21 protein-coding genes and 7 tRNA genes are annotated in these 25,424 nt (G+C 70.5%); 13 read left to right on the top strand and 15 right to left on the bottom strand.

The window, feature by feature from the left end; genetic code table 11:
* Window positions 1-25 precede the first annotated feature (25 nt).
* From ACH4S9_RS44980 to ACH4S9_RS44955, 6 genes are all read right to left on the bottom strand, one after another.
* Window positions 26-847, bottom strand: coding sequence for an ABC transporter permease (locus ACH4S9_RS44980; protein WP_398377376.1), 822 nt, complete (start codon window positions 845-847; stop codon window positions 26-28).
* Window positions 844-1,809, bottom strand: coding sequence for an ABC transporter ATP-binding protein (locus ACH4S9_RS44975; RefSeq protein ID WP_358846870.1), 966 nt, complete (start codon window positions 1,807-1,809; stop codon window positions 844-846). Before ACH4S9_RS44975 ends, ACH4S9_RS44980 begins: the two co-directional genes overlap by 4 nt.
* Window positions 1,810-1,950: 141 nt before the next feature.
* A tRNA-Gly gene (locus ACH4S9_RS44970) sits at window positions 1,951-2,023 on the bottom strand.
* A 78-nt stretch (window positions 2,024-2,101) separates the two neighbouring features.
* Window positions 2,102-2,173: transfer RNA gene (locus ACH4S9_RS44965), tRNA-Gly, on the bottom strand.
* A 79-nt stretch (window positions 2,174-2,252) separates the two neighbouring features.
* Window positions 2,253-2,324 (bottom strand) — tRNA-Gly (locus ACH4S9_RS44960).
* A gap of 98 nt (window positions 2,325-2,422) precedes the next feature.
* The gene (locus ACH4S9_RS44955) at window positions 2,423-2,740 is read right to left on the bottom strand and encodes an Lsr2 family protein (RefSeq protein ID WP_311729113.1); all 318 of its coding nucleotides are present in this window, start codon (window positions 2,738-2,740) and stop codon (window positions 2,423-2,425) included.
* 307 nt (window positions 2,741-3,047) lie between these two features.
* Between ACH4S9_RS44955 and purS the strand changes: the two genes are divergently transcribed.
* Genes purS through purL form a run of 3 tightly spaced genes read left to right on the top strand, consistent with a single transcriptional unit; the run spans window position 3,048 to window position 6,258 of the window.
* On the top strand, window positions 3,048-3,335 hold the full coding sequence (gene purS / locus ACH4S9_RS44950) for a phosphoribosylformylglycinamidine synthase subunit PurS (RefSeq protein ID WP_311729112.1): 288 nt from the start codon (window positions 3,048-3,050) through the stop codon (window positions 3,333-3,335).
* Complete coding sequence (gene purQ, locus ACH4S9_RS44945) at window positions 3,332-4,012, top strand: phosphoribosylformylglycinamidine synthase subunit PurQ (protein WP_358846869.1); 681 nt, start codon at window positions 3,332-3,334, stop codon at window positions 4,010-4,012. The genes purS and purQ overlap by 4 nt, the downstream gene beginning before the upstream one ends.
* Window positions 4,009-6,258, top strand: coding sequence for a phosphoribosylformylglycinamidine synthase subunit PurL (purL, locus tag ACH4S9_RS44940; RefSeq protein ID WP_398377373.1), 2,250 nt, complete (start codon window positions 4,009-4,011; stop codon window positions 6,256-6,258). Before purQ ends, purL begins: the two co-directional genes overlap by 4 nt.
* Window positions 6,259-6,324: 66 nt before the next feature.
* On the opposite strand, the gene ACH4S9_RS44935 is transcribed toward purL, so the two are convergent.
* Window positions 6,325-6,720 (bottom strand): nuclear transport factor 2 family protein, encoded by a 396-nt coding sequence (locus ACH4S9_RS44935; protein WP_398377371.1) that lies wholly within the window; start codon window positions 6,718-6,720, stop codon window positions 6,325-6,327.
* 117 nt (window positions 6,721-6,837) lie between these two features.
* Between ACH4S9_RS44935 and ACH4S9_RS44930 the strand changes: the two genes are divergently transcribed.
* From ACH4S9_RS44930 to purM, 3 genes are all read left to right on the top strand, one after another.
* Window positions 6,838-7,626, top strand: a complete 789-nt coding sequence (locus tag ACH4S9_RS44930; RefSeq protein ID WP_398377369.1) for a sterol carrier family protein — start codon at window positions 6,838-6,840, stop codon at window positions 7,624-7,626.
* A gap of 130 nt (window positions 7,627-7,756) precedes the next feature.
* The gene (gene purF, locus ACH4S9_RS44925) at window positions 7,757-9,316 is read left to right on the top strand and encodes an amidophosphoribosyltransferase (protein ID WP_311729107.1); all 1,560 of its coding nucleotides are present in this window, start codon (window positions 7,757-7,759) and stop codon (window positions 9,314-9,316) included.
* A 150-nt stretch (window positions 9,317-9,466) separates the two neighbouring features.
* Window positions 9,467-10,549 carry a phosphoribosylformylglycinamidine cyclo-ligase gene (purM, locus tag ACH4S9_RS44920; protein ID WP_398377367.1) on the top strand — a complete coding sequence of 361 codons (1,083 nt, stop codon included), beginning with the start codon at window positions 9,467-9,469 and terminating at the stop codon, window positions 10,547-10,549.
* A gap of 202 nt (window positions 10,550-10,751) precedes the next feature.
* Here purM and ACH4S9_RS44915 read toward each other — a convergent pair whose 3' ends face one another.
* Window positions 10,752-11,012 (bottom strand): DUF3073 domain-containing protein, encoded by a 261-nt coding sequence (locus ACH4S9_RS44915; RefSeq protein WP_385346081.1) that lies wholly within the window; start codon window positions 11,010-11,012, stop codon window positions 10,752-10,754.
* Between the two features lie 461 nt (window positions 11,013-11,473).
* Window positions 11,474-12,628 carry a Leu/Phe/Val dehydrogenase gene (locus ACH4S9_RS44910; protein WP_398377365.1) on the bottom strand — a complete coding sequence of 385 codons (1,155 nt, stop codon included), beginning with the start codon at window positions 12,626-12,628 and terminating at the stop codon, window positions 11,474-11,476.
* A 226-nt stretch (window positions 12,629-12,854) separates the two neighbouring features.
* On the opposite strand from ACH4S9_RS44910, the gene ACH4S9_RS44905 reads away from it, so the two are divergent.
* A complete protein-coding gene (locus ACH4S9_RS44905) occupies window positions 12,855-13,691 on the top strand; it encodes a hypothetical protein (RefSeq protein WP_311729103.1) in 837 nt (278 codons plus the stop codon).
* A gap of 509 nt (window positions 13,692-14,200) precedes the next feature.
* On the top strand, window positions 14,201-14,407 hold the full coding sequence (gene bldC / locus ACH4S9_RS44900) for a developmental transcriptional regulator BldC (RefSeq protein ID WP_003949541.1): 207 nt from the start codon (window positions 14,201-14,203) through the stop codon (window positions 14,405-14,407).
* Window positions 14,408-14,849: 442 nt separating this feature from the next.
* On the opposite strand, the gene ACH4S9_RS44895 is transcribed toward bldC, so the two are convergent.
* From ACH4S9_RS44895 to hrpA, 3 genes are all read right to left on the bottom strand, one after another.
* Entirely contained in the window at window positions 14,850-15,053 is a 204-nt protein-coding gene (locus tag ACH4S9_RS44895) for a DUF6274 family protein (RefSeq protein ID WP_311729102.1), read from the bottom strand.
* A gap of 119 nt (window positions 15,054-15,172) precedes the next feature.
* Window positions 15,173-15,247 (bottom strand) — tRNA-Asp (locus tag ACH4S9_RS44890).
* Window positions 15,248-15,529: 282 nt separating this feature from the next.
* Window positions 15,530-19,462: an ATP-dependent RNA helicase HrpA gene (gene hrpA, locus ACH4S9_RS44885; RefSeq protein ID WP_398377363.1), complete on the bottom strand. Its 3,933-nt coding sequence runs from the start codon at window positions 19,460-19,462 to the stop codon at window positions 15,530-15,532.
* Window positions 19,463-19,572: 110 nt separating this feature from the next.
* Between hrpA and ACH4S9_RS44880 the strand changes: the two genes are divergently transcribed.
* Together ACH4S9_RS44880 and ACH4S9_RS44875 are read left to right on the top strand one after the other, a co-directional pair.
* A complete protein-coding gene (locus tag ACH4S9_RS44880; RefSeq protein WP_398377361.1) occupies window positions 19,573-20,664 on the top strand; it encodes an ABC transporter permease in 1,092 nt (363 codons plus the stop codon).
* A gap of 122 nt (window positions 20,665-20,786) precedes the next feature.
* Window positions 20,787-21,230, top strand: a complete 444-nt coding sequence (locus ACH4S9_RS44875) for an MscL family protein (protein WP_311729098.1) — start codon at window positions 20,787-20,789, stop codon at window positions 21,228-21,230.
* An 80-nt stretch (window positions 21,231-21,310) separates the two neighbouring features.
* Here ACH4S9_RS44875 and ACH4S9_RS44870 read toward each other — a convergent pair.
* The 3 genes from ACH4S9_RS44870 to ACH4S9_RS44860 all read right to left on the bottom strand — a co-directional run bounded on the left by ACH4S9_RS44870 (window position 21,311) and on the right by ACH4S9_RS44860 (window position 21,574).
* Window positions 21,311-21,384 (bottom strand) — tRNA-Phe (locus ACH4S9_RS44870).
* A 4-nt stretch (window positions 21,385-21,388) separates the two neighbouring features.
* A tRNA-Asp gene (locus ACH4S9_RS44865) sits at window positions 21,389-21,463 on the bottom strand.
* 38 nt (window positions 21,464-21,501) lie between these two features.
* Window positions 21,502-21,574 (bottom strand) — tRNA-Glu (locus ACH4S9_RS44860).
* Window positions 21,575-21,781: 207 nt separating this feature from the next.
* On the opposite strand from ACH4S9_RS44860, the gene ACH4S9_RS44855 reads away from it, so the two are divergent.
* The 3 genes from ACH4S9_RS44855 (at window position 21,782) to ACH4S9_RS44845 (ending at window position 25,309) form a co-directional block, all read left to right on the top strand.
* Entirely contained in the window at window positions 21,782-22,132 is a 351-nt protein-coding gene (locus tag ACH4S9_RS44855; protein ID WP_311729097.1) for a metallopeptidase family protein, read from the top strand.
* A 161-nt stretch (window positions 22,133-22,293) separates the two neighbouring features.
* Entirely contained in the window at window positions 22,294-22,812 is a 519-nt protein-coding gene (locus ACH4S9_RS44850) for a hypothetical protein (RefSeq protein WP_398377360.1), read from the top strand.
* A gap of 205 nt (window positions 22,813-23,017) precedes the next feature.
* On the top strand, window positions 23,018-25,309 hold the full coding sequence (locus ACH4S9_RS44845; protein ID WP_398377358.1) for a DEAD/DEAH box helicase: 2,292 nt from the start codon (window positions 23,018-23,020) through the stop codon (window positions 25,307-25,309).
* Window positions 25,310-25,424: the final 115 nt, after the last annotated feature.

Genomic DNA, 25,424 nt, shown 5'->3' with positions numbered 1-25,424 from the left:
CTCGGCCATCACGGGCCACGACCGGTCAGCGCCGCGGCTCCCACGGGAACCGCCGGCGCACGGTCCACCCTGCCAGGGCCGTCCAGGCCGCCGCCGTGGCCAGGGCCGTCAGCGCCTCGCCGAGGCCCATCTCACCGGTCCAGCCCGCCCGTATGAGGGCGACCACCGGGGTCAGCGGCGCCCACTCGCACACCGCCGCCACCCGGTCCGGCATGATGTCGAGCGGTACGAACAGCCCCGAGGCCAGCATCGACACCAGCATCACTGGCATGGGGGTCAGCTGCGCGGACTCCGCCGTCTTGGTGAAGGCCGCGGTCGCGGCGGCCAGCGTGGCCATCAGGGCCAGACCGGCGGCCACCCCGAGCACGACCAGATGCGGCGCCTTCGGCGCGGGCGCGTCCAGCGCCGGGCCCACCGCGGCGACCATCAGCACACACTGAACCAGCCCCATCAGCACGGCGGGGAGCGCCGCCCCGGCGAGGATCTCCGGATCGGTCAGCTCACCGGTGCGCAGCCGCTTGAGGACCAGCTCCTCGCGGCGGATGACGTAGACGCCGACGAGGTTCATATAGACGGCGAGGATCAGCGCCAGGCCGATCGAGCCCGGGAGGACCAGCGTGGGCAGGTCCAGACCGGCCTTGTCGAGGTCGATATCGCTGGTGAAGGTGGTCATGCTGAGGGTGAGCGAGCCGGGCAGCAGCAGGGCGTAGGTCAGCGCGGCCTTGTTCCGTATGAGCAGCGTCAGTTCGGCCCGCGCGAGTGAGGTGACGCGGGCGCGCGCGGTCGTGCGGGCGGCGGTCTTCGTGGCGCCGGTGGTGGCGTGCGTGGTGGTGTGCGTCGTGGTCATCGGGCGTTCCCCTTCGCCGTCTCCGTCTTCTCCAGGCCCTGGGCGATATGCAGGAACGCCTCTTCCAGCGAGGCCGACCGGGCGTCGAGCCCGCCGAGTTCGAGCCCCTTGTCCCGCGCCCACATCAGCGCCTCGGTGGCCGTGCGCTGGAGGTCGCGGGTGCGCAGCCGCACCGTCCGCCCGTCCGTCTCGCGGTCGGTGGCGCCGAGCTGGGCGAGCGAGGGCAGGTCGGCGGCGGAGAGCGGGGCCGGGAGGGTGAAGGAGAGGTGCGAGGGCCGCTCGGCCACGATGTCCGCGACCCGCCCGGAGGTGACGATCCGCCCCTGGTGCATGATCGCGAGCCGGTCGGCCAGCTCCTCGGCCTCCTCCAGGTAGTGCGTGGTCAGCAGCACGGTGGTGCCCTCGTCGCGCAGGGCGCGCACCAGCTCCCAGGTGTCGCGCCGGCTCTCCGCGTCGAGGCCGGTCGTCGGCTCGTCGAGGAACAGCACATCGGGGCGGCCGAGCAGCGCGAGCGCCAGGTCAAGGCGGCGCCGCTCCCCTCCGGAGAGCATCTTGACCCGTACGTCCCGGCGCCGGACCATACCGACCAGGTCCAGGGCCTCGCCGACCGGCCGCGCCCCGCTGGTGCACCCCGCCCACAGCTGTACGGTCTCGCTCACGGTCAGCTCGGACGGGAAACCCCCCTCCTGAAGCATCACCCCGATCCGCGGCCGGACCCGGCCCCGCTCGCGGTACGGGTCGTGGCCCAGCACTCGCACCCGGCCGCCGGTCGGGGCGGCCAGCCCCTCCAGCAGTTCGACGGTGGAGGTCTTGCCGGCGCCGTTGGTGCCCAGCAGGGCGAACAGTTCGCCGTGCTCGACCGAGAAGGAGACGCCCCGCACGGCTTCGAAGCCCTGGGCCGAAGAGGTGCCGTACCTGCGCCGTAGTTCTGTGACGTCTATCGCGTTGTCCCCGAGATCCATGTCTCCAGGCTTCCGCCGTCCTCGGGGCGCGGGTAGTGCGGGCTGTCATGAGCTCGGATGACAAATGTCAGCAGAGCAATCTCTCAAGACCACAAAAGCCCTGAGGCGCCGGTCAATTCGACCGGCGCCTCAGGGTCATTGAGCGGACGACGAGATTCGAACTCGCGACCCTCACCTTGGCAAGGTGATGCTCTACCAACTGAGCCACGTCCGCATGCATCCGACTGGCTTTCACCAACCGGCGCGACCACCACTCTACCTGATCCACCGGAGTGGTCGAGCAGATGATGAGAGCGGGTGACAGGGATTGCACACTGCGCCTCCCCCTTGGAAAGGGGGCGCTCTACTACTGAGCTACACCCGCGTGACTCCGATCAACTTCCGCCGATCGGCGTGTCCATCACTCTACCTGATCCACTGGAGTGGTTCGGTCGAGCGATGAGAGCGGGTGACAGGGATTGCACACTGCGCCTCCCTCTTGGAAAGAGGGCGCTCTACTACTGAGCTACACCCGCGCGTTCCTCGGGGTTTTGCCTTTCGGCCTCGCCCCTCGGCGTGATCCAGACTCTAGCGGATCACCAGGGTGGGTGTGCAACTCGGTGCGGGGGCTTGCTCAGTTCGACGCGTTGAAGGCCTCGTAGACCTTCTTGGGGATCCGGCCGCGCGGCGGGACCTCCATGCCGTGCGACCGCGCCCAGGCGCGGACGGCGGCCGGGTCGGGGGCGACGGAGGTGCGGCGGTAGGCCTTGCCGGAGCGGGACCGCTTGCGGCCCGCTTCCACGTAGGGCTCGAGAAGGCCGCGGAGTTTCGTCGCATTGGCAGCGTTGAGGTCGATCTCGTACCCCTTGCCGTCGAGTCCGAACGAGACCGTCTCCTCCGCCTGACCGCCGTCGAGGTCGTCGGAGAGCGTGACTACTACGCGCTGCGCCACGGGATATCGGTCCTTTCGGGCTGCATCGATGCGTTGACGTGCAAAGATGGCAGCTGTCCTGTTGTTAGTGAACAATGCTTTTTCATTTGTACAGCGGCGAGCATTGCATTGTGAAGCCCCGCTAATTCTGCCCGCGTGTCACGTCGCAATCGGGACCATACGTTTTTCCTGGAACTTTCCCCAGCGGATGCACCTGCCGATGCTTAAACGTGACGGAAGGCCAACCTAATCTACCCGCGTAGATTTTCGATCGAGGTAGGCTTGGCGGACCGCCTTACGCACCAGCACCACACCACCGGGAGTGCCAGTGGCACGCGTCGTAGTCGACGTCATGCTCAAGCCGGAGATCCTCGACCCCCAGGGACAGGCGGTGCAGCGCGCGCTGCCCCGTCTCGGTTTCGAGGGGATCGCCGACGTCCGTCAGGGCAAGCGCTTTGAACTCGAGGTGGAGGGCCCGGTCGATGACGCCGCCCTCGCCCGTATCCGCGAGATCGCGGAAACCTTCCTTGCCAACACCGTGATCGAGGACTTCGACGTGCGGATCGAGGCCGATCAGGCCGATCAGGCCGCGCTCGCCGCGAAGGCGGAGTCGTGACCGTACGCGTCGGAGTCATCACCTTCCCCGGCACGCTCGACGACCGCGACACCCAGCGCGCCGTCCGCGTCGCCGGGCTGGAGGCCGTGCCGCTGTGGCACCGCGACAAGGACCTCAAGCAGGTCGACGCGGTCGTGCTGCCCGGGGGCTTCTCCTATGGCGACTATCTGCGGGCCGGAGCGATCTCCCGCTTCTCCCCGGTAATGGAGTCGGTGATCGAGCAGGCGAAGGCGGGCATGCCCGTACTTGGCATCTGCAATGGCTTCCAGGTTCTCACCGAGACTCATCTTCTGCCCGGCGCGATGCTGCGGAACAACCATCTGCACTTCATCTGCCGTGATCAGAAGTTGCGAGTGGAAAACGCCGACACCGCCTGGACCCGCTCCTACGAGCAGGGCCAGGAGATCAACATCCCGCTCAAGAACATCGATGGCCGCTATGTGGCCGACGAGCGGGTTCTGGACGAACTCGAAGCAGAGGGCCGTGTCGCCTTCCGCTATGAGGGCTTCAATCCGAATGGCTCGCTGCGCGACATCGCCGGCATCACCAACGAGGCGGGCAATGTCGTCGGCCTCATGCCGCACCCCGAGCACGCCGTCGAGCCGTTGATCGGCACCGGCGGCACCGACGGGCTCGGATTCTTCACCTCGATCCTCAAGAACCTGGTTGACGCATGACTCTGGACACCGTCAAGCACGCGGAGCAGACGCCCGACGTCCAGCAGCCCTGGGCCGAGCTCGGCCTCAAGCAGGACGAGTACGAGCGCATCCGCGCCATCCTCGACCGCCGCCCGACCGGCGCCGAGCTGGCCATGTACTCCGTCATGTGGTCCGAGCACTGCTCGTACAAGTCGAGCAAGGTCCATCTGCGGCAGTTCGGCGAGAAGGCCCCGGAGAACGATGCGCTGCTCGTCGGTATCGGCGAGAACGCGGGCGTGGTCGACGTCGGCCAGGGCTATGCGGTCACCTTCAAGGTCGAGTCGCACAACCACCCCTCCTACATCGAGCCGTACCAGGGCGCGGCCACCGGCGTGGGCGGCATCGTCCGCGACATCCTCGCCATGGGCGCCCGCCCGGTCGCCGTGATGGACCCGCTGCGCTTCGGCGCCGCCGACCACCCCGACACCAAGCGGGTGCTGCCCGGCGTGGTCGCGGGCATCGGCGGCTACGGCAACTGCCTGGGCCTGCCCAATATCGGCGGCGAGGTCGTCTTCGACCCCTGCTACCAGGGCAACCCGCTGGTCAACGCGCTCTGCGTGGGTGTCATGAAGCACGAGGACATCCACCTCGCCAAGGCTTCCGGCACGGGCAACAAGGTCATCCTCTACGGCGCCCGCACCGGCGGCGACGGCATCGGCGGCGTCTCCGTGCTCGCCTCCGAAACGTTCGATGACACCAAGCCGACCAAGCGCCCCGCCGTCCAGGTCGGCGACCCCTTCCAGGAGAAGCTGCTCATCGAGTGCACCCTGGAGATCTTCAGGGAAGACCTGGTCGCCGGCATCCAGGACCTCGGCGGCGCCGGGCTCTCCTGCGCCACCAGCGAGCTGGCCTCGGCCGGCTCCGGCGGCATGCGCGTCGAGCTGGACACCGTGCCGCTGCGCGACGCGACGCTCTCGCCCGAGGAGATCCTCATGAGCGAGTCGCAGGAACGCATGTGTGCGATCGTCGAGCCGGGCAAGGTCGACCGCTTCCTGGAGATCTGCGAGAAGTGGGACGTCATCGCCACCGTGATCGGTGAGGTCACCGAGGGCGAGCGGCTGGAGATCTTCTGGCACGGCGAGCAGATCGTCGACGTCCCGCCGCGCACCGTCGCCCACGAGGGCCCGGTGTACGAGCGCCCGTACGCCCGCCCGGAGTGGCAGGACGCCCTTCAGGCCGACGACGCGAACAAGCTGGCGCGCCCGGCGACCCCCGCCGAGCTGCGCGAGCAGGTCCTCAAGGTCGTCTCGTCCCCGAACCAGGCGTCGAAGTCGTGGATCACCGACCAGTACGACCGCTTCGTCCAGGGCAACACCGTCCTCGCCCAGCCCGAGGACTCCGGCATGGTCCGCATCGACGAGGAGACCGGCCTCGGTGTCGCGGTCGCCACGGACGGCAACGGCCGCTACGCCAAGCTCGACCCGTACGCGGGCGCGCAGCTGGCGCTCGCCGAGGCGTACCGCAATGTCGCCGCCTCCGGCGCCAAGCCGCTCGCCATCTCCGACTGCCTGAACTTCGGCTCGCCCGAGGACCCGGCGGTCATGTGGCAGTTCGCGGAGGCCACCCGTGGCCTGGCCGACGGCTGTCTGACCCTGGGCACCCCGGTCACCGGCGGCAATGTCTCCCTCTACAACCAGACCGGGGACGTGGCCATCCACCCGACGCCGGTGGTCGCCGTCCTCGGCGTCATCGACGATGTGGCGCGCCGCACCCCGGTCGGGTTCGCGGACGAGGGCCATCTGCTGTACCTCCTCGGTGACACCGAGGAGGAGTTCGGCGGCTCGGCCTGGTCGCAGACGGTCCATGACCACCTCGGCGGGCTGCCGCCGAAGGTGGACCTGGAGCGGGAGCGGCTGCTCGGCGAGATCCTGATCTCGGCCTCGCGCGACGGCATGGTGGACGCGGCGCACGACCTGTCCGACGGCGGTCTGATCCAGGCGCTCGTCGAGTCGTGTCTGCGCGGCGGCAAGGGCGCCCGCATCGTGGTGCCCGACGGCGTGGACCCCTTCGTCTTCCTGCTGTCGGAGTCGGCGGGCCGCGCCGTGGTGGCCGTTCCGCGCAGCGAGGAGGTCCGCTTCAACGACATGTGCGGGGCGCGGGGTCTTCCGGCGGCCCGGATCGGTGTCGTGGACGGGGACGCGATCGACGTCCAGGGCCAGTTCAGCATTCCGCTGGCGGAGCTCAAGGAGGCGCACGAGGCGACGATCCCGGGTCTGCTCGCCTGACGCCTGCCCCGTATGACGGGATAAACCCCGTTCCCTGCCGTCACACAGGGAGCGGGGCCGTCTTCTTCAGCGCCAGAACGTGTTCGAGGTGTCGATGTCCTCGCTGCACTCGTCGATGTCGCTGATCTTCCCGCCGACGATGGTGAAGAACATGCCGATCTTCATGTCGATGCCGATGTCGTCGCGCTCCGCACGGCACCGGTGGACGGAGATCACATGCCCGCGCCCGTCGGCCAGCAGCGTTTCCAGTTCGGTGCGCAGGGTGCCGCCGGACAGCTCGCCCAGGCGGCGGTACAGCTGGACGCAGGCCTCACGGCCCTTGTGATGGCCCGATATGGAACTCTCGCCGGGGACGTGATGCGTCACATCGGCGGTCATCAGCCCTGCCAGGGCGTCCAGGTCACCGCGGGTGAAGGCCTCGTAGCCGCGGCGGACCAGGGTGCAATCCGGGTGCTCGGCCATGGCGTTTCACGCCTTTCGTGCTGATTTCTCTCACCTTCCCTTCCATCCTCTGCCGCCGCCCCCGCGCTGTCCACGCTCCGGCCGTGCTCCTCGGGGCTTCTCGGTACGCTCGGCCGCATGCCTCCCCGCCCCCGCGCCCGTACCTATGACCCGGCCAAGACGCGCGCCGCCGTGACCGCGCAGCTCGAGCACGTACGGGACGCGGTGCGCGGCCTGGGCGAGGAGCAATTGGCCGCGCCGACGCGGCTCGGCGACTGGACGGTCCGGGAGCTGGTCGCGCATCTGTCGATGGCCGTGGGGGCGGTCGGCCGCCACCTGGAGCGGCCCGCGCCGCCGGCGCCGGAGGTCACCGCGACCGGCTGGGTGGCCGCGACCGCCGCCCTCGGCGGGGATATCGACGACGACACCCGATCGCTCGCGGCGAGCGCGGCGCCGGCCGAGCTGCTGGACCGCGCCGCCGCGCGCTTCGCCGAGCTCCTGCCCCAGGCGCCCGGCGACCGGCTGCTGGCCGCCCGGGTGGGGGCGATGCGGCTCGACGACTTCCTCGTCACCCGCTGTGTGGAGCTGGTCGTGCACACCGACGACCTGGCGGCCGCGCTCGGGACCACGCTCCCGTACGACCGCCAGGCCTTGGCCACCGCCACGCGCCTGCTCGCCGACGCGCTGGCGGCGAAGGCGCCCGGGGGCTCGGTCGAGGTGCGCGTCCCGCCGTACGCGGTCGTGCAGTGCGTCGAGGGCCCCCGGCACACCCGCGGCACGCCCCCGAACGTCGTCGAGACGGCCCCGCTGACCTGGATCCGCCTCGCCACGGGCCGCCTGGACTGGTCCGAGGCGGTCGAGGATGCGGATGTCACGGCCAGTGGCGAGCGCGCCGATCTCGCGCCCCACCTGCCGCTCCTGGCCTGACGCCGCACGCGTCCCAGGGCTCCTGGAAGGGTTCGCGGGGCCTTCTGGGAGGTCTTCCGGGAATGTGACTTACGCCCCCCTCGCCGTCCCTCGTGCCGTGGCGCTCCGGAACTGTCCTAGACTCGGTGGCGTGCCACGTGGTGACGGACGACTCAGCCACGACCTGCTCCCCGGAGAGAAGGGCCCCCAGGACGCGTGTGGCGTCTTCGGTGTCTGGGCTCCGGGCGAAGAGGTCGCCAAACTCACCTATTTCGGGCTGTACGCACTGCAGCACCGTGGACAGGAGTCCGCGGGCATCGCGGTGAGCAACGGCTCCCAGATTCTGGTCTTCAAGGACATGGGCCTGGTTTCCCAGGTCTTCGACGAGACATCCCTCGGCTCCCTGCGGGGCCATATCGCGGTCGGTCACGCCCGTTACTCCACCACCGGAGCCTCGGTGTGGGAGAACGCGCAGCCGACCTTCCGCGCGACCGCGCACGGCTCGATCGCGCTGGGCCACAACGGAAACCTGGTCAACACGGCCCAGCTCGCCGAGATGGTCGCGGCGCTGCCGCGGGACAACGGCCGGGCCACCCAGGTCGCCGCGACCAATGACACCGACCTGGTCACCGCCCTGCTCGCGGGGCAGGTCGACGAGGACGGCAAGGCGCTGACCGTCGAGCAGGCGGCCCCGATCGTGCTGCCCGAGGTCAAGGGCGCTTTCAGCCTCGTCTTCATGGACGAGCAGACGCTGTACGCGGCCCGTGACCCGCAGGGCATCCGCCCGCTGGTCCTCGGCCGTCTGGAACGCGGCTGGGTGGTGGCCTCCGAGACCGCCGCCCTGGACATCGTGGGCGCCTCGTTCATCCGGGAGATCGAGCCCGGCGAGATGGTCGCGATCGACGAGAACGGGCTGCGCTCGACGACCTTCGCGGAGGCGCGCCCCAAGGGCTGTGTCTTCGAGTACGTCTATCTGGCCCGCCCGGACACCGACATCGCCGGCCGGAGCGTGTATCTGTCCCGGGTGGAGATGGGCCGCCGGCTGGCCGCCGAGGCCCCGGCCGAGGCCGACCTGGTGATAGCCACGCCGGAGTCCGGCACCCCGGCCGCCGTCGGTTACGCGGAGGCCAGCGGGATCCCCTACGGCTCGGGGCTGGTCAAGAACTCGTATGTGGGCCGGACGTTCATCCAGCCCTCGCAGACCATCCGCCAGCTGGGCATCCGGCTCAAGCTGAACCCGCTGAAGGAGGTCATCCGGGGCAAGCGCCTGGTGGTCGTCGACGACTCGATCGTCCGCGGCAACACCCAGCGCGCGCTTGTCCGGATGCTGCGCGAGGCCGGGGCGGCGGAGGTGCACATCCGCATCAGCAGCCCGCCCATCAAGTGGCCGTGCTTCTTCGGTATCGACTTCGCCACCCGGGCCGAGCTGATCGCCAACGGTCTGTCGGTCGAGGAGATCGGCAAGTCGCTGGGCGCCGACTCGCTGGCGTACATCTCGATCGACGGCATGATCGAGGCGACCACGATCGCCAAGCCGAACCTGTGCCGGGCCTGCTTCGACGGTGAGTACCCGATGGAGCTCCCGGACCCCGAGCTGCTCGGCAAGCACCTCCTGGAGGCCGAGACGCAGGCGCCGATCCGCAGCGACGCGGACGGTGTGGCGACGCTGACGGCCGGCGTCGGCGGCGGGGACGCGCTGCGGCGCCCGTAGCGGACCGTTAAGGGCTCTACGGGCCACAGCGCCCGTGGAGCCCCGTCGGGACCGGGCCCGGTACGGCCCCGGCCCCCACGGCTCGGTCCTCGGCCATCCCCCTCACGAATCCCGACGCCTTTTCATCACGACACGAAAGATCTCAACGTCATGTCTGAGCCTTCCCCGGGCGCGGCCGGGTCCACGTACGCGAGCGCGGGCGTCGACATCGAGGCGGGCGACCGCGCGGTCGAGCTGATGAAGGAGTGGGTGAAGAAGGCGGCGCGGCCCGAGGTCGTGGGCGGCCTCGGCGGCTTCGCCGGGCTCTTCGACGCCTCCGCCCTCAAGCGCTACGAGCGGCCGCTGCTGGCCTCGGCCACCGACGGGGTCGGCACCAAGGTGGACCTCGCGCGCCGGATGGGGGTCTACGACACCATCGGCCGCGACCTGGTCGGCATGGTCGTGGACGACCTGGTGGTGTGCGGCGCCGAGCCGCTGTTCATGACCGACTACATCTGCGTCGGCAAGGTGTATCCGGAGCGGGTCGCCGCCATCGTCAAGGGCATCGCCGAGGGCTGTGCGCTGGCGGGCTGTGCGCTGGTGGGCGGCGAGACCGCCGAACACCCGGGGCTGCTGGGCGCCGACGACTTCGATGTGGCCGGGGCCGGCACGGGCGTGGTCGAGGCCGACCGGGTGCTGGGCGCGGATCGTATCCGGACGGGGGACGCCGTGATCTCCATGGCGTCGTCCGGACTTCACTCGAACGGGTACTCACTCGTCCGCCATGTGCTCTTCGAGCGGGCCGGCTGGTCCCTGGACCGGGAGGTCCCGGAGCTGGGCCGGACGCTGGGGGAGGAGCTGCTGGAGCCCACCCGGATCTACTCGCTGGACTGCCTGGCCCTCACCCGGACCACCGAGGTGCACGCCTTCTCGCACATCACCGGCGGCGGGCTGGCGAACAACCTCGCGCGGGTCATCCCGGGCGGGCTGCACGCGGTGGTCGACCGCTCCACCTGGACCCCCGGCCCGGTCTTCGGCCTGGTCGGGGAGGCCGGCTCGGTCGAGCGGGAGGAGCTGGAGAAGACCCTGAACATGGGCGTCGGCATGATCGCCGTCGTGCCCGGGGAGTCGGTCGATGTGGCGCTGGCCACTCTCGCGGACCGCGGCGTGGACGCCTGGGTCAGCGGCGAGATCGTCGAGCGGACCGCCGGGCACGCCGCGGGAGTGTCCGTGATCGGCGACTACGCGAGCTGATCGAGCGGACGACCGTGACGACCCCAACCGAGGCGCCGCGTACGGCCGCGTGGCGCACTGTCGGCCCCCTGGGCCATCCGGCGGGGTGCCGGGGGGCCTCCAGGGGCGCGAGGACAGCACAGAAGCCGGTCCGAGGCGGTTGCCCCGGACCGGCGGAGGTGCGGCTCGCAGCCGAGCGCCTGAAACGACCTGAAGTTAACGGTCAGGCGCGACGACGTTGCGCGGACGGACCCGACTGCTCGTCGGCGTCGTCATCGTCTTCGTCGTCGTTGTACAAATCCGCGTACTGTGCGTACGGGTCGTTGTCCAGCTCATCGTCCTCGAACCGCTCGCCGTTCGGCGGCGGGTTCGCTGTCGATGCGCCCAGCTCCTCAGCCAGGCGTGAGAGGTCAGTCCCACCGCTGTTGTACTTCAGCTGGCGGGCGACCTTCGTCTGCTTGGCCTTGGCCCGGCCGCGCCCCATGGCTCGACCCCCTCAACGACGGGGCTCGACGGCCCCAGAGTCTTGACACGCGTTCACGTTCATAATTCGGAGCGGACTCTCGAAAGAGAACCCGGCCCGTAGGGCTTCAACGGTACCTGCTTCTGTGGCCATACGGTACGTCGCCCGCATGACGTGCCACGCCGCATAACCGGCGGGCAGCCCTGTACCCGCTGGTCAGCTGCGATTTTAACGCGTCTGCGACGCCGACCCGCCGAGAGGCCGTGAGGGATCTCTCCCCGATGGCTCCCTACGGCCCCGTACGGGACCCGGTACGGCACTTGTCCGGCACTTGTCCAGATGACGTCCATAGGGTCCCGCACGGCCTGCCGAAGCGCTTCTCGGGCGTTTTCCCAGAGGTTCCCCGGGTGTTTTCTCCGGCGACTTCGAACGCCTTTAGGAGTGGCGGTCGAAGGCCGCGGCCAGAGGCTGCGGTCTGGCGGTCAGGAGTGGCGGCCCTCCGCCATGCGCTGCTCGGCCAGCCGGTCGGCGGCCGCGGCCGGCGGGATGCCATCGGTCTGTGCCCGATCGAATATGGCCAACGTGGTGTCGAAAATCTTTGCCGCCTTGGCCTTGGCCCGGTCGAAGTCGAAACCGTGCAGTTCGTCCGCGACCTGGATGACCCCGCCGGCGTTCACGACGTAGTCCGGCGCGTAGAGGATGCCGCGGTCGGCGAGGTCCTTCTCGATCCCGGGGTGGGCCAGCTGGTTGTTGGCGGCTCCGCACACCACGCGCGCGGTGAGCGCGGCGACCGTGGTGTCGTCGAGCGCGCCGCCCAGGGCGCACGGGGCGTAGACGTCGAGCTCGGTGCGGATCAGCGCGTCGGTGTCGGCGACGGCCGTCACCTCGGGGTGGCGGGCGCGGACCCGCTCGACGGACTCGGCCCGCACATCCGTGACCACGACCTCGGCGCCGTCCTCCAGCAGGTGCTCGACGAGGTGGTGGCCGACCTTGCCGACGCCCGCGATGCCGACCCGGCGGCCGCGCAGCGTGGGCTCCCCCCAGGACGCCTGGGCGCTGGCCCGCATGCCCTGGAAGACGCCGTAGGCGGTGAGGACCGAGGAGTCGCCCGCGCCGCCCGCGGAGGGGGAGCGGCCGGTGGTCCAGGGGCACTCGCGGGCGACGACGTCCATGTCGGCGACATAGGTGCCGACGTCGCAGGCGGTGACGTAGCGGCCGCCGAGGGAGGCCACGAAGCGGCCGTAGGCCAGCAGCAGCTCCTCGGTCTTGATCTGCTCGGGGTCCCCGATGATGACGGCCTTGCCGCCGCCGTGGTCGAGCCCGGCCAGCGCGTTCTTGTAGGACATGCCGCGGGCGAGGTTGAGCGCGTCCATGACGGCCGCTTCTTCGGGGCGCGCCTCGGAGGTGTAGGCGTGGAAGCGGGTGCCGCCGAGGGCCGGGCCCAGGGCGGTGGAGTGGATGGCGATGACGGCCTTCAGGCCGCTCGCCCGGTCCTGGCAGAGCAGGACCTGCTCATGGCCGCCCTGGTCGGAGGCGAAGAGCGTGGTGAGCGGGGACGAGGACCCGGATACTGCGCTGCCCGCCGGACCGTCGACGCTGACGGTATGACGTACGTCGGTCACTGTGGTGACTCCCATATGCCGCGTTGTGGCGCCCTCCTTGCTGGTGGGGAGGGCCGGTGGGCAAGAGCGTAAGCCCTGAGGGGCGGCTCGGAACGGCACCGTCCGTACTGAGTCCGGAAGGTGGGCGGCGAGTGGCCGTGCGGGCCGTGGGACGATGCGGTCAGCCCGGGACGAGCAGCGCCCCGGCGACCGTTTCGGACCTTTGTCTCGGACCTTGGTCTCGGACCCAGAGGGAGCGCGCGTGACCGTGGCGTCTTCGGTGGTTGTCCCCTACGCGGCGTACCTCCGGGTCTACGAGCCGCTGGCGGCCTTTCCCGAGCCCGAGCGCTCCCACTGGGCGCGTTACGCCAAGCGCGACGACCTGCCGGGCGCCCAGGACGAGCTGCGGCGCTCGCTGGCCGACCTGCTGCCGGTGCCCCCGGTGGCGGTGCCCGTGCACGAGAGCAGCGACGCGTTCGTGGCGGTCGTGGACGGGGTCACCTGCGTCTGTCCGTGGCGTACCCGGCTGCGCGGCTGGCTGGCCCTGGAGGAGGTCGCCGAGCGGCTCCCGGCGCCGCTGCTGGACGCCGCGCTGCCCCCGGTGGTGCGCCGGCAGGCGGCCGCGGACTACGAGCGGTGGCTGGAGCGCAACCCGGACGCCCGGCCGTGGATCAGGTCGGCGACCTGGCATGTGCCGGTGCGCTGGTTCGTGCTCTTCGCGGACGACGAGCGCGAGTACACCAAGGGGGAGGACGGGCCGCTGCTGCGCTACCGGACCCCCATGGTTCAGGCCAGGCGCCGAGTGGCGCGTGGCCTTAAGGTGCTCAAAGATGGTCTCGGCGAGGGTCCGCTGATCGACGGGCTGGTAGATGTTGGTCGGTGGCTCGAGGAATTCCACCCGCGTTCGCTGGTCGAGCTCGACTATGGCGGCCTGGTGCACGCGGTGCCCTCAGGGCAGCTGGACGACGACCGCTCCGCCGCCGATGTGGCGGAGGGGCTCGCGGCGCTGCGTGACGGGGACGGAGAGCGGGCGGGAAGCGCGTACCAGCGGCTGACGGAGCGCTGGACCGCGGTTCGCGGCCGCCAGAACGCGAGCTGAGACCACTGACACGGGGATGACACGGGGATGTACGGGGACATGCGGGGATGTAGAGAGACGGTGCGGGACGTAGGTCCCGATCCGGGCCATTGCCTCAATCGTGATCTAAAGCACTGACTTCGGGCCTTGCGGCAATCCCCCACCCTCGTGTCAAAATAGGACAAGGAGTCCGGGAAGGCCTCCTTCCGCCCAAGTATGGGCGGATTCATCGGTATTGCACTCCTTGACGGGGTCTGGTGACCCTGATCCTGTTGTGACTGATCGTCACGGCCGTGTGACTGTCCGCTATGGCATGGTCCATCGGCTTCCGTCGAGGTTGAACACCTGAGAGGGCAATTCCATCGGTTTGGCCGACGGGGCTGGACAGATGGTGTAGTTGTAGTGCCGAGGACAAGCCGTTCGTCCTATAACCGACTCGGCCCGCGTCCGCCATTTCGGGCAACGTGGGTCAAGGTGCAGAATTTAGAGGAAAGAACCGTGATGGTTCGGTTCTCCCGAGGAGGCCGCTCATGACCGCTCGCACCCCTGATGCCGAGCCGCTGCTGACCCCGGCTGAGGTTGCCACGATGTTCCGCGTGGACCCGAAGACGGTCACGCGGTGGGCCAAGGCCGGCAAGCTCACGTCCATCCGCACGCTCGGAGGGCATCGGCGCTACCGCGAAGCGGAGGTCCGTGCGCTTCTCGCGGGCATCCCGCAGCAGCGCAGCGAGGCCTGAACAACCGCATAACCGGGCATTTTCCGGCCCCCCAGCCTTGGAAAGAGCCCGCTCAGCTCCACTAGCTCCACAACGACTGGTGCCTGCCCCAACAGGCCCACGCCCGCTCGACATGGGTGCGTCGTCGATCGCGCTGGACTCCGCCGGGTCCAGCGCGATCTTTTTGTGTCCGCGCGCGTTCGCGGGGCCCTGGTGACTCACCGGTAGCAAGCCGTGGCGCGATGTCGCGGGAGGGTTGGAGCGGGTGGCCGGGTCGGTCTGGAATGACCCCTTCCGGAGCCCTTCCCGGGGTCTTCCAGGGGCTTGGATGGGCGGTGCAATTGCACATATTAAATTGACTTGTTGGAGGAGAGGCGTAAGTTCCCCCACTCCGCAAGCCCATTCGGTGACTCCCGTCACACCGCACAATGCTTGTCGTTCGCTCGGCAACTGCGGTAAGGGCTTACCGAGTTGCCGCCGTTGTCGCCGAACCGCCCTCTGGTTCGGTGGACCGCGATTCCGCCGCCGCGTCCCTCATCGGCTCCATGGCGAGCCGCAGCAGCCGATGGCAGATGGGACAGTGTCGGGTGAAGTGGCGATAGCCCGTGGCGGCCGCCAGATGCGCGCGGAGCAGCGCCCTGGTCTCATGCCTCGCGGATGTCGTCATAAGCCGTACCTCCCGCGCGCGCCCCCTTAGCGCCTTCTAGCTTGGGTACCTCTGGTACGTGCCGCCGTCAAGACACCGAAAGGCCCGGACCTCTGTACGGGTCCGGGCCTTTCGCGCTGCGGTCCTGACGGGATTTGAACCCGCGGCCTCCACCTTGACAGGGTGGCGAGCACTCCAAACTGCTCCACAGGACCATACGGCTCTCGCCGTTTGGCTGCCGCGCTCTTTCGTGCGCTGCGGAGACAGACTCTACAGCAGGTCAGGGGGTGCGGTCGAACTCGCGCCCGGCGGCCGTCCGGCGGCCATGTGCGGGCCCTCCGACGGCGGTACGCCGGCCCGCACACCCGACCGCGGCCTGCCTCCCGGGCGGCCCCGGGAGGCCCGTGAGGGCGCCTCAGGGCCCGTCTCGGGGCCTCAGGGCCCGGCCGGGGCTCCCGGGGGCCACACCCGCCCGGAGCCCCGCCTGAGCGCGGCCGTCAGGGCGCCGCCGCGTCGATGGCCTTCACGATGCGCTTGTCGGACACCGGATAGGCCGTGCCGAGGGCGTGCGCGAAGTAGCTCACCCGCAGCTCCTCGATCATCCAGCGGATCTCGAGCGCCTCTTGGGGCACCGGCCGGCCCTTGGGGAACTGCTCCAGCAGCCAGGCGTACTCGTCCCGCATCTCCTTGACCTTCGCCATCCGCGCCCGGTCCCGCTCGGCGTTGGCCGGGAGCTGCTGGAGCCGCCGGTCGACGGCCACCAGATAGCGCATGAGGTCCGGGAGGCGGCGCACCCCGTGCTCGGTCACGAAACCGGGCCTGATGAGCTCCGCCAGCTGCTCCTTGATGTCCGCGAGGGACGCCAGCAGCACGGGGCTCGTGGTGGCCTTCAGCCGCCGCTCGCAGGACTGCCAGGCGGCCAGCACCTCCTGGACCTTCCGCACGGTGTCGAGCGTGGCGTCCATGATGTCGGCCCGGACGCCGTCGAAGAGCTTGTGGAAGCTCTCCTCGTCCCACGCCGGGCCGCCGCGCGCCGCGATCAGCCGGTCGGCGGAGGCGGCGACACAGTCCTCGAACAGCGCCTGGACGTTGCCGTGCGGGCTGCGCGACAGCGCCAGCTTGGCCTGGTTGGACAGCTGGCCCTGGGCGAACTTGGCCGGGCTGGCGGGCAGTCCCAGCAGGACCAGCCGGCGGGTGCCGCGCCACATCGCCTGGCGCTGCTCGGCCTCGGTGTCGAAGAGGCGTAGGGCCACGGAGGCGCCCTCGTCCACGAGCGCCGGGTACGCCTTGACGGGCTGGCCCGCGCGGCGCGTCTCGAAGGTGCGCGGCAGCGTGCCGACCGCCCACCGGGTCAGCCCGGTGCGCTGCTCGATGCCCCCGCCCTCCTTGGAGGTCTCGAAGGCCTTGGAGATGGCGGCCCGGGTCTTCGGCTTCAGCTGTTGCTTCAGCGCCTCCAGGTCCTTGTCCTCGGCGAGTTTGCGGCGCCGCTCGTCGACCACCCGGAAGGTGATCTTGAGATGGCCCGGCACCTTGTCCGGGTCCCAGTCCTCGGGGTCGATCCGCACCCCGCCCATCCGCTGGAGCTCGCGGGAGAGCGCGGCCGTCAGCGGCTCCTGGAGCGGGACCACGCCGTCCAGAAAGCGCTTGGCGTAGTTCGGCGCCGGGACGTAGTTGCGGCGGACGGGCTTGGGCAGCGACCGGATCAGCTCGGTCACCAGGTCCTCGCGCAGCCCGGGGATCTGCCAGTCGAAGCCGTCCGGGGTGACCTGGTTGAGCACCTGGAGCGGGATGTGGACGGTGACGCCGTCCGCGTCCGCGCCGGGCTCGAACTGGTACGTCACCCTGAACTTGAGCTTCCCCTGGCGCCAGGAGTCCGGATAGGCGTCCTTGGTGACGCCCGCCGCCTGCTCGTTGATGAGCATCGACTTCTCGAAGTTGAGAAGCTCCGGCTCCTCCCGGCGCTTGTGCTTCCACCAGGAGTCGAAATGCGCCCCGGACACGATGTGTTCGGGCAGCCGCTGGTCGTAGAAGTCGAACAGCGTCTCGTCGTCGACGAGGATGTCGCGCCGCCGGGCGCGGTGTTCCAGCTCCTCCACCTCGCCGAGCAGTTTGCGGTTGTCCTGGAAGAACTGGTGGTGGGTGCGCCAGTCGCCCTCCACCAGGGCATTGCGGATGAACAGATCCCGGCAGGTCTCCGGGTCGATCCGGCCGTAGTTCACCTTCCGCTGGGCGACGATCGGCACGCCGTACAGCGTGACCCTCTCGTACGCCATCACGGCCGCCTGCTTCTGCTCCCAGTGCGGCTCGCTGTAGGTGCGCTTGACCAGGTGCTCGGCGAGCGGCTCGATCCACTCGGGCTCGATCTTCGCGTTGACCCGCGCCCACAGCCGCGAGGTCTCCACGAGCTCGGCCGACATGACCCAGCGCGGCGGCTTCTTGAAGAGCGCGGAACCGGGGAAGACGGCGAACTTGGCGCTGCGCGCGCCCAGATACTCGTTCTTGTCGGTGTCCTTCAGACCGAGGTGGGACAAGAGCCCCGCGAGCAGCGACGTGTGGATGTGGTCCGGCGCCGCGTCCTGGTCGGACATCTCGATGGCGATGTCCATGGTTTTGGCGACCGTGCGCAGCTGGCTGTAGATGTCCTGCCATTCGCGTATACGCAGATAGTTCAGGAACTCCTGGCGGCACATCCGGCGGAACGCGGACGAGGACAGCTCCTTCTGCCGCTCCCGGATGTACTTCCACAGGTTGAGGAAGGCCAGGAAGTCGCTCGTCTCGTCCTTGAAGCGCGCGTGCTGCTGGTCGGCCTGCTGCTGCTTGTCGGAGGGGCGCTCGCGCGGGTCCTGGATGGACAGCCCGGCCGCGATCACCATGACCTCGCGGACACAGCCGTTGCGGTCGGCCTCCAGGACCATCCGGGCCAGCCGGGGGTCCACGGGCAGCTGGGCGAGCTTGCGCCCGACCGGGGTGAGCCGCTTGCGCGGGTCCTTCTGGGCGCCGTCCAGCGCGTGCAGCTCCTCCAGCAGCTGCACGCCGTCCTTGATGTTGCGCCGGTCCGGCGGGTCGATGAACGGGAACTTCTCGATGTCCCCGAGCCCGGCCGCGGTCATCTGGAGGATGACGGAGGCCAGGTTGGTCCGCAGGATCTCCGCGTCGGTGAACTCCGGGCGGGTCAGGAAGTCGTCCTCGGAGTACAGCCGGACGCAGATGCCGTCACTGGTGCGCCCGCAGCGGCCCTTGCGCTGGTTGGCGCTGGCCTGGGAGACGGGCTCGATGGGCAGCCGCTGCACCTTGGTGCGATGGCTGTAGCGGGAGATCCGGGCGGTGCCCGGGTCGATCACGTACCGGATGCCGGGGACGGTCAGTGAGGTCTCCGCCACATTGGTCGCGAGAACGATCCGGCGGCCGGTGTGGCGCTGGAAGACCCGGTGCTGCTCGGCGTGCGACAGGCGCGCGTACAGCGGCAGCACCTCGGTGGCGCGCAGCTGCTTCTTGGTGAGCGCGTCGGCGGTGTCCCGGATCTCCCGCTCGCCGGAGAGGAAGACCAGGATGTCGCCCGGGCCCTCGGCCTGGAGCTCGTCCACCGCGTCGCAGATCGCGGTGATCTGGTCCCGGTCGCTGTCCTCCCCGCCCTCCTCCAGCAGCGGGCGGTAGCGCACCTCGACCGGGTACGTACGCCCGCTGACCTCGACGATCGGCGCGTCGCCGAAATGGCGGGAGAAGCGCTCGGGGTCGATGGTGGCGGAGGTGATCACGATCTTGAGGTCGGGGCGGCGGGGCAGCAGCTGGGCCAGATAGCCGAGCAGGAAGTCGATGTTGAGGCTGCGCTCATGGGCCTCGTCGATGATGATCGTGTCGTACTGGCGCAGCTCGCGGTCGGTCTGGATCTCGGCCAGCAGGATGCCGTCCGTCATCAGCTTGACGTGGGTGTCCTGGCTCACCTGGTCGGTGAAGCGGACCTTCCAGCCGACCGACTCGCCCAGCGGCGACCGCAGCTCCTCGGCGATGCGCTCGGCGACCGTACGGGCCGCGATGCGGCGCGGCTGGGTATGGCCGATCAGGCCCTTGACGCCGCGCCCCAGCTCCAGGCAGATCTTGGGGATCTGGGTCGTCTTGCCGGAGCCGGTCTCGCCCGCGACGATCACGACCTGGTGGTCCCGGACCGCGGCGAGGATGTCGTCCTTCTTCTGGCTGACCGGCAGCTCTTCGGGGTAGGTGACGGCGGGCACGGCGGCGCGGCGGTCGGCGACCCGCAGCTCGGCCCGTTCGATGTCATCGGCGATCTCGCCCAGCACGGCCGCGCGGGCCTCGGGCTTACGGATCCGGCGCGCGCCGTCGAGCCGGCGCCCCAGCCGCTGCTGGTCGCGCAGCATCAGCTCGGGCAGCCGCTCCAGCAGGGCGGGCAGGGCGGGGGCAGGCGTGGTGGACATACGGGCTCCAGGATCTCACCTCCCGAAAACGCCTGGCGAACCTATTTCCGTCCTGGTTGTCCAGACCGCGCCGAGAGGTATGTCCGTGATGTCCGTTCTAGCGTGACCTCATGGGCAACGAGGCGAGCGACGGTACGGCCGATGGCGGTAATCCCCGAGCGGAGCACGCGCGGCGCGGCCCCGGCCGGCGATCGGCATGGTCGATCTTCAGACACTCCCCGTACTACCCCGCGACGGTCGTGGTGCTGATCATCTCGGCGGGCGCGGGGCTCTTCGCCGGCTCCTACACCTACGCCTTCGCCAACCCCACCCCGCACCGCATCCCCACCGCCGTCGTGGTCCGCGACCACGGCACCCCCAAGCAGCAGGCCTTCGTCGCCGGCATGGAGAAGGCCCTGGGCGCCTCGCTCAGGCTGCACCACTACCCCACGTACCCGCGGGCCCTGCGGGCCGTCGACGAGCAGTCGGTCTTCGCGATCCTGCGGCCCCGCGGCCGCGCGGTGGAGCTGGACGTCTCCGGCGCCTCCGGGGCCTCGGTGGCCCAGCTGCTCAGCGAGGCCGGGCCGAAGGTGGGGCGGGCGATCGGGGTGCCGGTCCTGGTCAGGGACGTGAATCCGCTACAGCGCGGCGATCCGCGCGGACTCGCGATCTTCTACATCTCGCTCGCCGCCGTGATCATCGGCTTCATCGGCGCCATCCAGCTGAGCGTGAACGCCCGGGCCCTGGTGCCCGCCGAGCGGATCGCCTTCACCCTCGCGTACGCGCTGCTCGGCGGCTTCGCGATCGCCGCGATCGTGGACTGGGGGCTCGGCGCCCTCGACCTGCCCTTCGCCGAGTCCTGGGCGATCCTGGCCCTGACGATGTTCACCTCGGGGATGGTCTTCTCCATGTTCAACGTCTTCTTCGGACGGTGGGCGCTCATCCCGACCTGGGGCCTGATGGTGCTCCTCGGCAACCCCTCCTCGGGCGGCGCGGTCTCCTGGCCCCTGCTGCCCTCCCTGCTCGGCCTCATCGGCCGCTGGCTGCCCCCGGGCGCCTCCGTCAACGCGCAGCACACCGCGGTCTACTTCAGCGAGTACCAGCACGCCTTCCCGTTCCTGGTGCTGGCCGGGTGGGCCCTGCTGGGCTGCGCGGTCTTCTGGACCTGGCGCCACCGCCACCCCGGCGGCCGGGAGACATCGGTGCGGCTGCCCGAACGCTGAGCATGGGGCGGGGGTCCGCCGGTCGGAGCAGTTCCGGTTGTCGGCCAGGCCAAGATCAATTGTCCTGGGACCAAGGCGCGCGCCGAAGCGCCCCGGAGGACCGGACCCCGACAAGGAGCGTCATGCTCAAGGGCTTCAAGAACTTCCTGATGCGTGGTGACGTCATCATGGCGGCGGTGGGGCTGATCATCGCCCTGGCGTTCTCCACCCTGATCCTGGCGTTCACCGACAACGTCATCAACCCGATCATCGCCCGCGCCCAAGGCGGCAAGTCGGCCGGACTCGGCTGGCAGCTGGGCCAGGCCGGGAACAAGTCCACCTACCTCAATGTCGGCTCGTTCATCTCCGCCCTGATCTACTTCGTCATCTTCATGGCGGTGGTCTACTTCGTGATCGTCCTCCCGTACAAGGCGATCCAGGCGCGCCGCGGAGCCACCGTCTTCGGCGACCCCGCGCCCGTCAAGACCTGCCCGGCCTGCCTCTCCGCCGACATCCCGGAGGCCGCCTCCAAGTGCCGGTACTGCGGGACCGACCAGCCCGCGGCGCCCGAGCGGGCGGCGGGCTGACGGGCGACGAGTGTTGGGGCGCGCACGAAAACACCCCCTCCGGGAGACCCGGAGGGGGTGTACGCCCAAATGGGCTGCGGTGGCTGGGGCCGGGGTCGAACCGGCGACCTTCCGCTTTTCAGGCGGACGCTCGTACCAACTGAGCTACCCAGCCGCAGCGGTCCTGACGGGATTTGAACCCGCGGCCTCCACCTTGACAGGGTGGCGAGCACTCCAAACTGCTCCACAGGACCAAGCTCGTGCGAGAACTAGTCTCGCACATGGTGTTGCGTGCCCCCAACGGGATTCGAACCCGTGCTACCGCCTTGAAAGGGCGGCGTCCTGGGCCACTAGACGATGAGGGCTGATGGCCCACCTGGGCGCCTTCCGGCGCCGTCGGGGACGTGAGAAGCATATGGGATGCCGGTGAGGTTCGCCAAAACGGTTTACGGGGAGGTGGGCGCCGGGCGCGCCGCCGGGTCGTGCCCGGCCGTCCGAAGGCCGTGCCCGGTCGTCCTGGGATCCGTGCCGCGGTCGTCCCTTTCCGGGCCCGGCTGCCGGACAATGGCCACGTGTTGGAGATGACGCGCGAGGAGTTCGAGGAAGTCGTCGCAGAGGCCCTGGACCGGATCCCGCCGGAGCTGACGCGGCTGATGGACAACGTGGCGGTGTTCGTGGAGGACGAGCCGCCGGCGGACGATCCACAGCTGCTCGGGCTCTACGAGGGCACGCCGCTGACCGACCGGGGCGAGTGGTACGCGGGCGTGCTGCCGGACCGGATCACGGTCTACCGGGGGCCGACGCTGCGGATGTGCGAGTCGCGCGATGCCGTGGTCGAGGAGACGGAGATCACGGTGGTGCACGAGATCGCGCACCACTTCGGGATCGACGACGAGCGGCTGCACGCCCTCGGCTACGGCTGACGCGTGTCCTGGGCGGGGCGGGGCCAGTTGGGCAGTGCGTCCCTGACTCCCGCCCTGGAGGCATTCCCCACATGCCCGGATCGCCCGCTCCCCGCCCTGCCCGCCCCGACCGTCCCCGCGGGACCTCGCGGACCGCTCGCGTCCTGCGGGGCCCCTGCGCGATGGCGGCGGCCCTCGTCGCCGCGGCGGTGGCCCTGACGGGCTGTACGAGCGTCTCGGACGGCCCGAAGCGGCCGGGCCCCCACCACGGCCCCCACGACCGGGACGGGGCGGCCCCGGACGGCGGCGCGGCCCCGTCGGGCGCCAGGGCGCGTACGTACCCGGACGCCGAGCCGGACGGCGACCGGGGGAAGGACGGCGAGGACGGGAAGCGGGCGAAGGACGAGAGCGGCGAGAAGGAGAAGGAGGGCGAGCCGGGGGACGAGGGCACGGAGTCGGCCCGGACCTCCGCGCCGGGCGCGGCCGAGCCCTCCTCTGCCAGGCCCCCGACGAGCGGACCGGGCCCGCACCGGCCGGGTCCGTCCGCGCCCTCGTCGCCGACATCGCCGCCCGGGGGTGGCCCCTCCACCGCGGCCCCCTCGCATTCCGCGCCGAGCAATCCGGAGCCGTCGCGGCCGGCCACCTCGGGGCCCGCCTCCCCGCAGGCGTCCCCCGCGCCCGTGGAAGTGGAGACGGACTGACGGGCGCCGGCGCGGCGGATTTGCTCTTGGGGGGTGGAAGTGCGTATGGTGGTAGATCGTTTGATCCCATTTGCCCGGCGCCATGCAGAGAGCGCCGCGTGGCGCGTTCCTTTCCTTCCCGTGGCTGACCGCACTGAGGCGGTTTTTTGCGACATCACACGGAGCTTGGGCGCGTGCCGAGACTCCGGAAGGTTTCGCATTTCGCATGTCCGTTTCCACTGATCACGCCGTCATGCCCGCCGCCGACGAACAGGGCGAGCGACCCGAGCTGACCGAGCAGGCCCAGACCGCCGAATCCGCCCAGGCCGACGAATCCGCCCAGCCCGCGGAAGCCGCCCAGACGCCCGAGGAGCCCCAGGTCACCTTCGGCGACCTCGGCCTCCCCGAGCAGATCGTCCGCAAGCTGGCGCAGAACGGCGTGACCACGCCCTTCCCGATCCAGGCCGCGACGATCCCCGACGCCCTGGCCGGCAGCGACATCCTCGGCCGTGGCCGTACGGGCTCCGGCAAGACCCTGTCCTTCGGCCTTCCGCTGCTGACCACGCTGTCCGGCGGCCACACCGAGAAGAAGCGCCCCCGCGGCCTCATCCTCACCCCGACCCGCGAGCTCGCCATGCAGGTGAGCGACGCGCTCCAGCCGTACGGCGATGTGCTGGGCCTCAAGCTCAAGGTGGTCTGCGGCGGCACCTCGATGGGCAATCAGATCTACGCGCTGGAGCGCGGGGTCGACATCCTGGTCGCCACCCCGGGCCGGCTGCGCGACATCATCGACCGCGGCGCCGCGTCGCTGGACAAGGTCCAGGTCGCCGTCCTGGACGAGGCCGACCAGATGGCCGACATGGGCTTCCTGCCCGAGGTCACCGAGATCCTCGACCTGGTGCCGCAGGGTGGTCAGCGGCTGCTGTTCTCCGCGACCCTCGAGAACGAGATCGACACCCTCGTCAAGCGCTACCTGGTCGACCCGATCACCCACGAGGTGGACCCCTCCGCGGGCGCGGTCTCGACCATGACCCACCACGTGCTCGTGGTGAAGCCGAAGGACAAGGCGCCGGTCACCGCCGCCATCGCCGCGCGCAAGGGCCGCACCATCATTTTCGTGCGGACCCAGCTCGGCGCCGACCGCGTGGCCGAGCAGCTGCGCGACGCCGGGGTGCGGTCCGAGGCGCTGCACGGCGGCATGACGCAGGGGGCCAGGACCCGCACGCTGGCCGACTTCAAGGACGGCTATGTGAACGTCCTGGTCGCCACGGACGTCGCCGCGCGCGGCATCCACGTCGACGGCATCGACCTCGTGCTGAACGTCGACCCGGCCGGCGACCACAAGGACTATCTGCACCGGTCCGGCCGCACGGCCCGGGCGGGGCAGAGCGGCACCGTCGTGTCGCTGGCGCTGCCGCACCAGCGCCGCCAGATCTTCCGGCTGATGGAGGACGCGGGCGTGGACGCCTCGCGCCACATCGTCGGTGGCGCCGGGGCCTTCGACGAGGACGTGGCGCGGATCACAGGCGCGCGCTCGCTCACCGAGGTGCAGGCCGAGTCGGCGGCGAACGCGGCCAAGCAGGCCGAGCGCGACGTCCAGGAGCTCACCCGGGACCTGGAGAAGGCGCAGCGGCGGGCGACCGAGCTGCGCGAGGAGGCCGACCGGCTGACCGCGCGGGCGGCGCGGGAGCGCGGCGAGTACGTGGCGCCGGCCGAGGCCGCGACCGAGGCCGCCGCCCCGGAGGGCGCCGCCGACGCCCCCGCGGACGTCGTGGTGCCCGCCCAGCGCTCGGCGGAGCCCGCGGTGGCCGAGGCCGCCTCCGCGCCCGCCGTCGCCGCCTCCGAGGCCGACGAGGCGCCGCGGCGCTCCTCCTACGAGCGCCGTGACGAGCGGGGCAACTTCGACCGCCGGGACCGCCGGGACGGCGACCGTGGTGACCGTAACGACCGCTCGTTCGGCCGTGACCGCCGCGAGGACCGCCCGCGCGGCTCGTACGACCGGCGTGACGACCGGCGCGACGACCGGGGCGGGCGTCCCTTCGAGCGCCGTGAGGACCGTGACCGTGGCGGCTACCGCCGCGACGACCGCCGTGACGACCGGGGCGGCCGTTCCTACGAGCGCCGTGACGACCGTGGTGGCTATGAGCGCCGGGACCGCCGGGACGGCGACCGTAACGACCGCTCGTTCGGCCGTGACCGCCGTGACGACCGCCCGAGCGGCTCGTACGAGCGCCGTGACGACCGCGGTGGCCGTCCCTTCGAGCGCCGTGAGGACCGCGACCGTGGCGGCTACCGCCGCGACGACCGCCGTGACGACCGTCCGGGCCGTCCGTTCGAGCGCCGCGACCACAACCACCGCGGCGGCGACCGTCCGTTCAACCGTGACCGCCGTGACGACCGTCCGGCCCGCCGCGACGACCACCGGTCCGGCAACACCGGCGGCCGGTCGTACGACCGCTCGCACGACCGGTCCTTCGACCGCCGCGCCGACAAGCCGCGCTGGAAGCGCAACGGCTGACGGCTGCCGTCCGGTCGGCTGAGAGGCCGGCCGGACGGCCTGCCGGGGGCCGTGCAACGCCCTGTTGTTGCACGGCCTTTCGACCCCGTGGGGTATTGGCTCGGGTCTTCGCCCC

Source organism: Streptomyces sp. NPDC021225 (assembly GCF_044332865.1).
Taxonomy (GTDB): domain Bacteria; phylum Actinomycetota; class Actinomycetes; order Streptomycetales; family Streptomycetaceae; genus Streptomyces.
The sequence above is the reverse complement of the archived record's forward strand: the minus strand, read 5'-3'. Positions and strand labels throughout refer to the sequence as shown.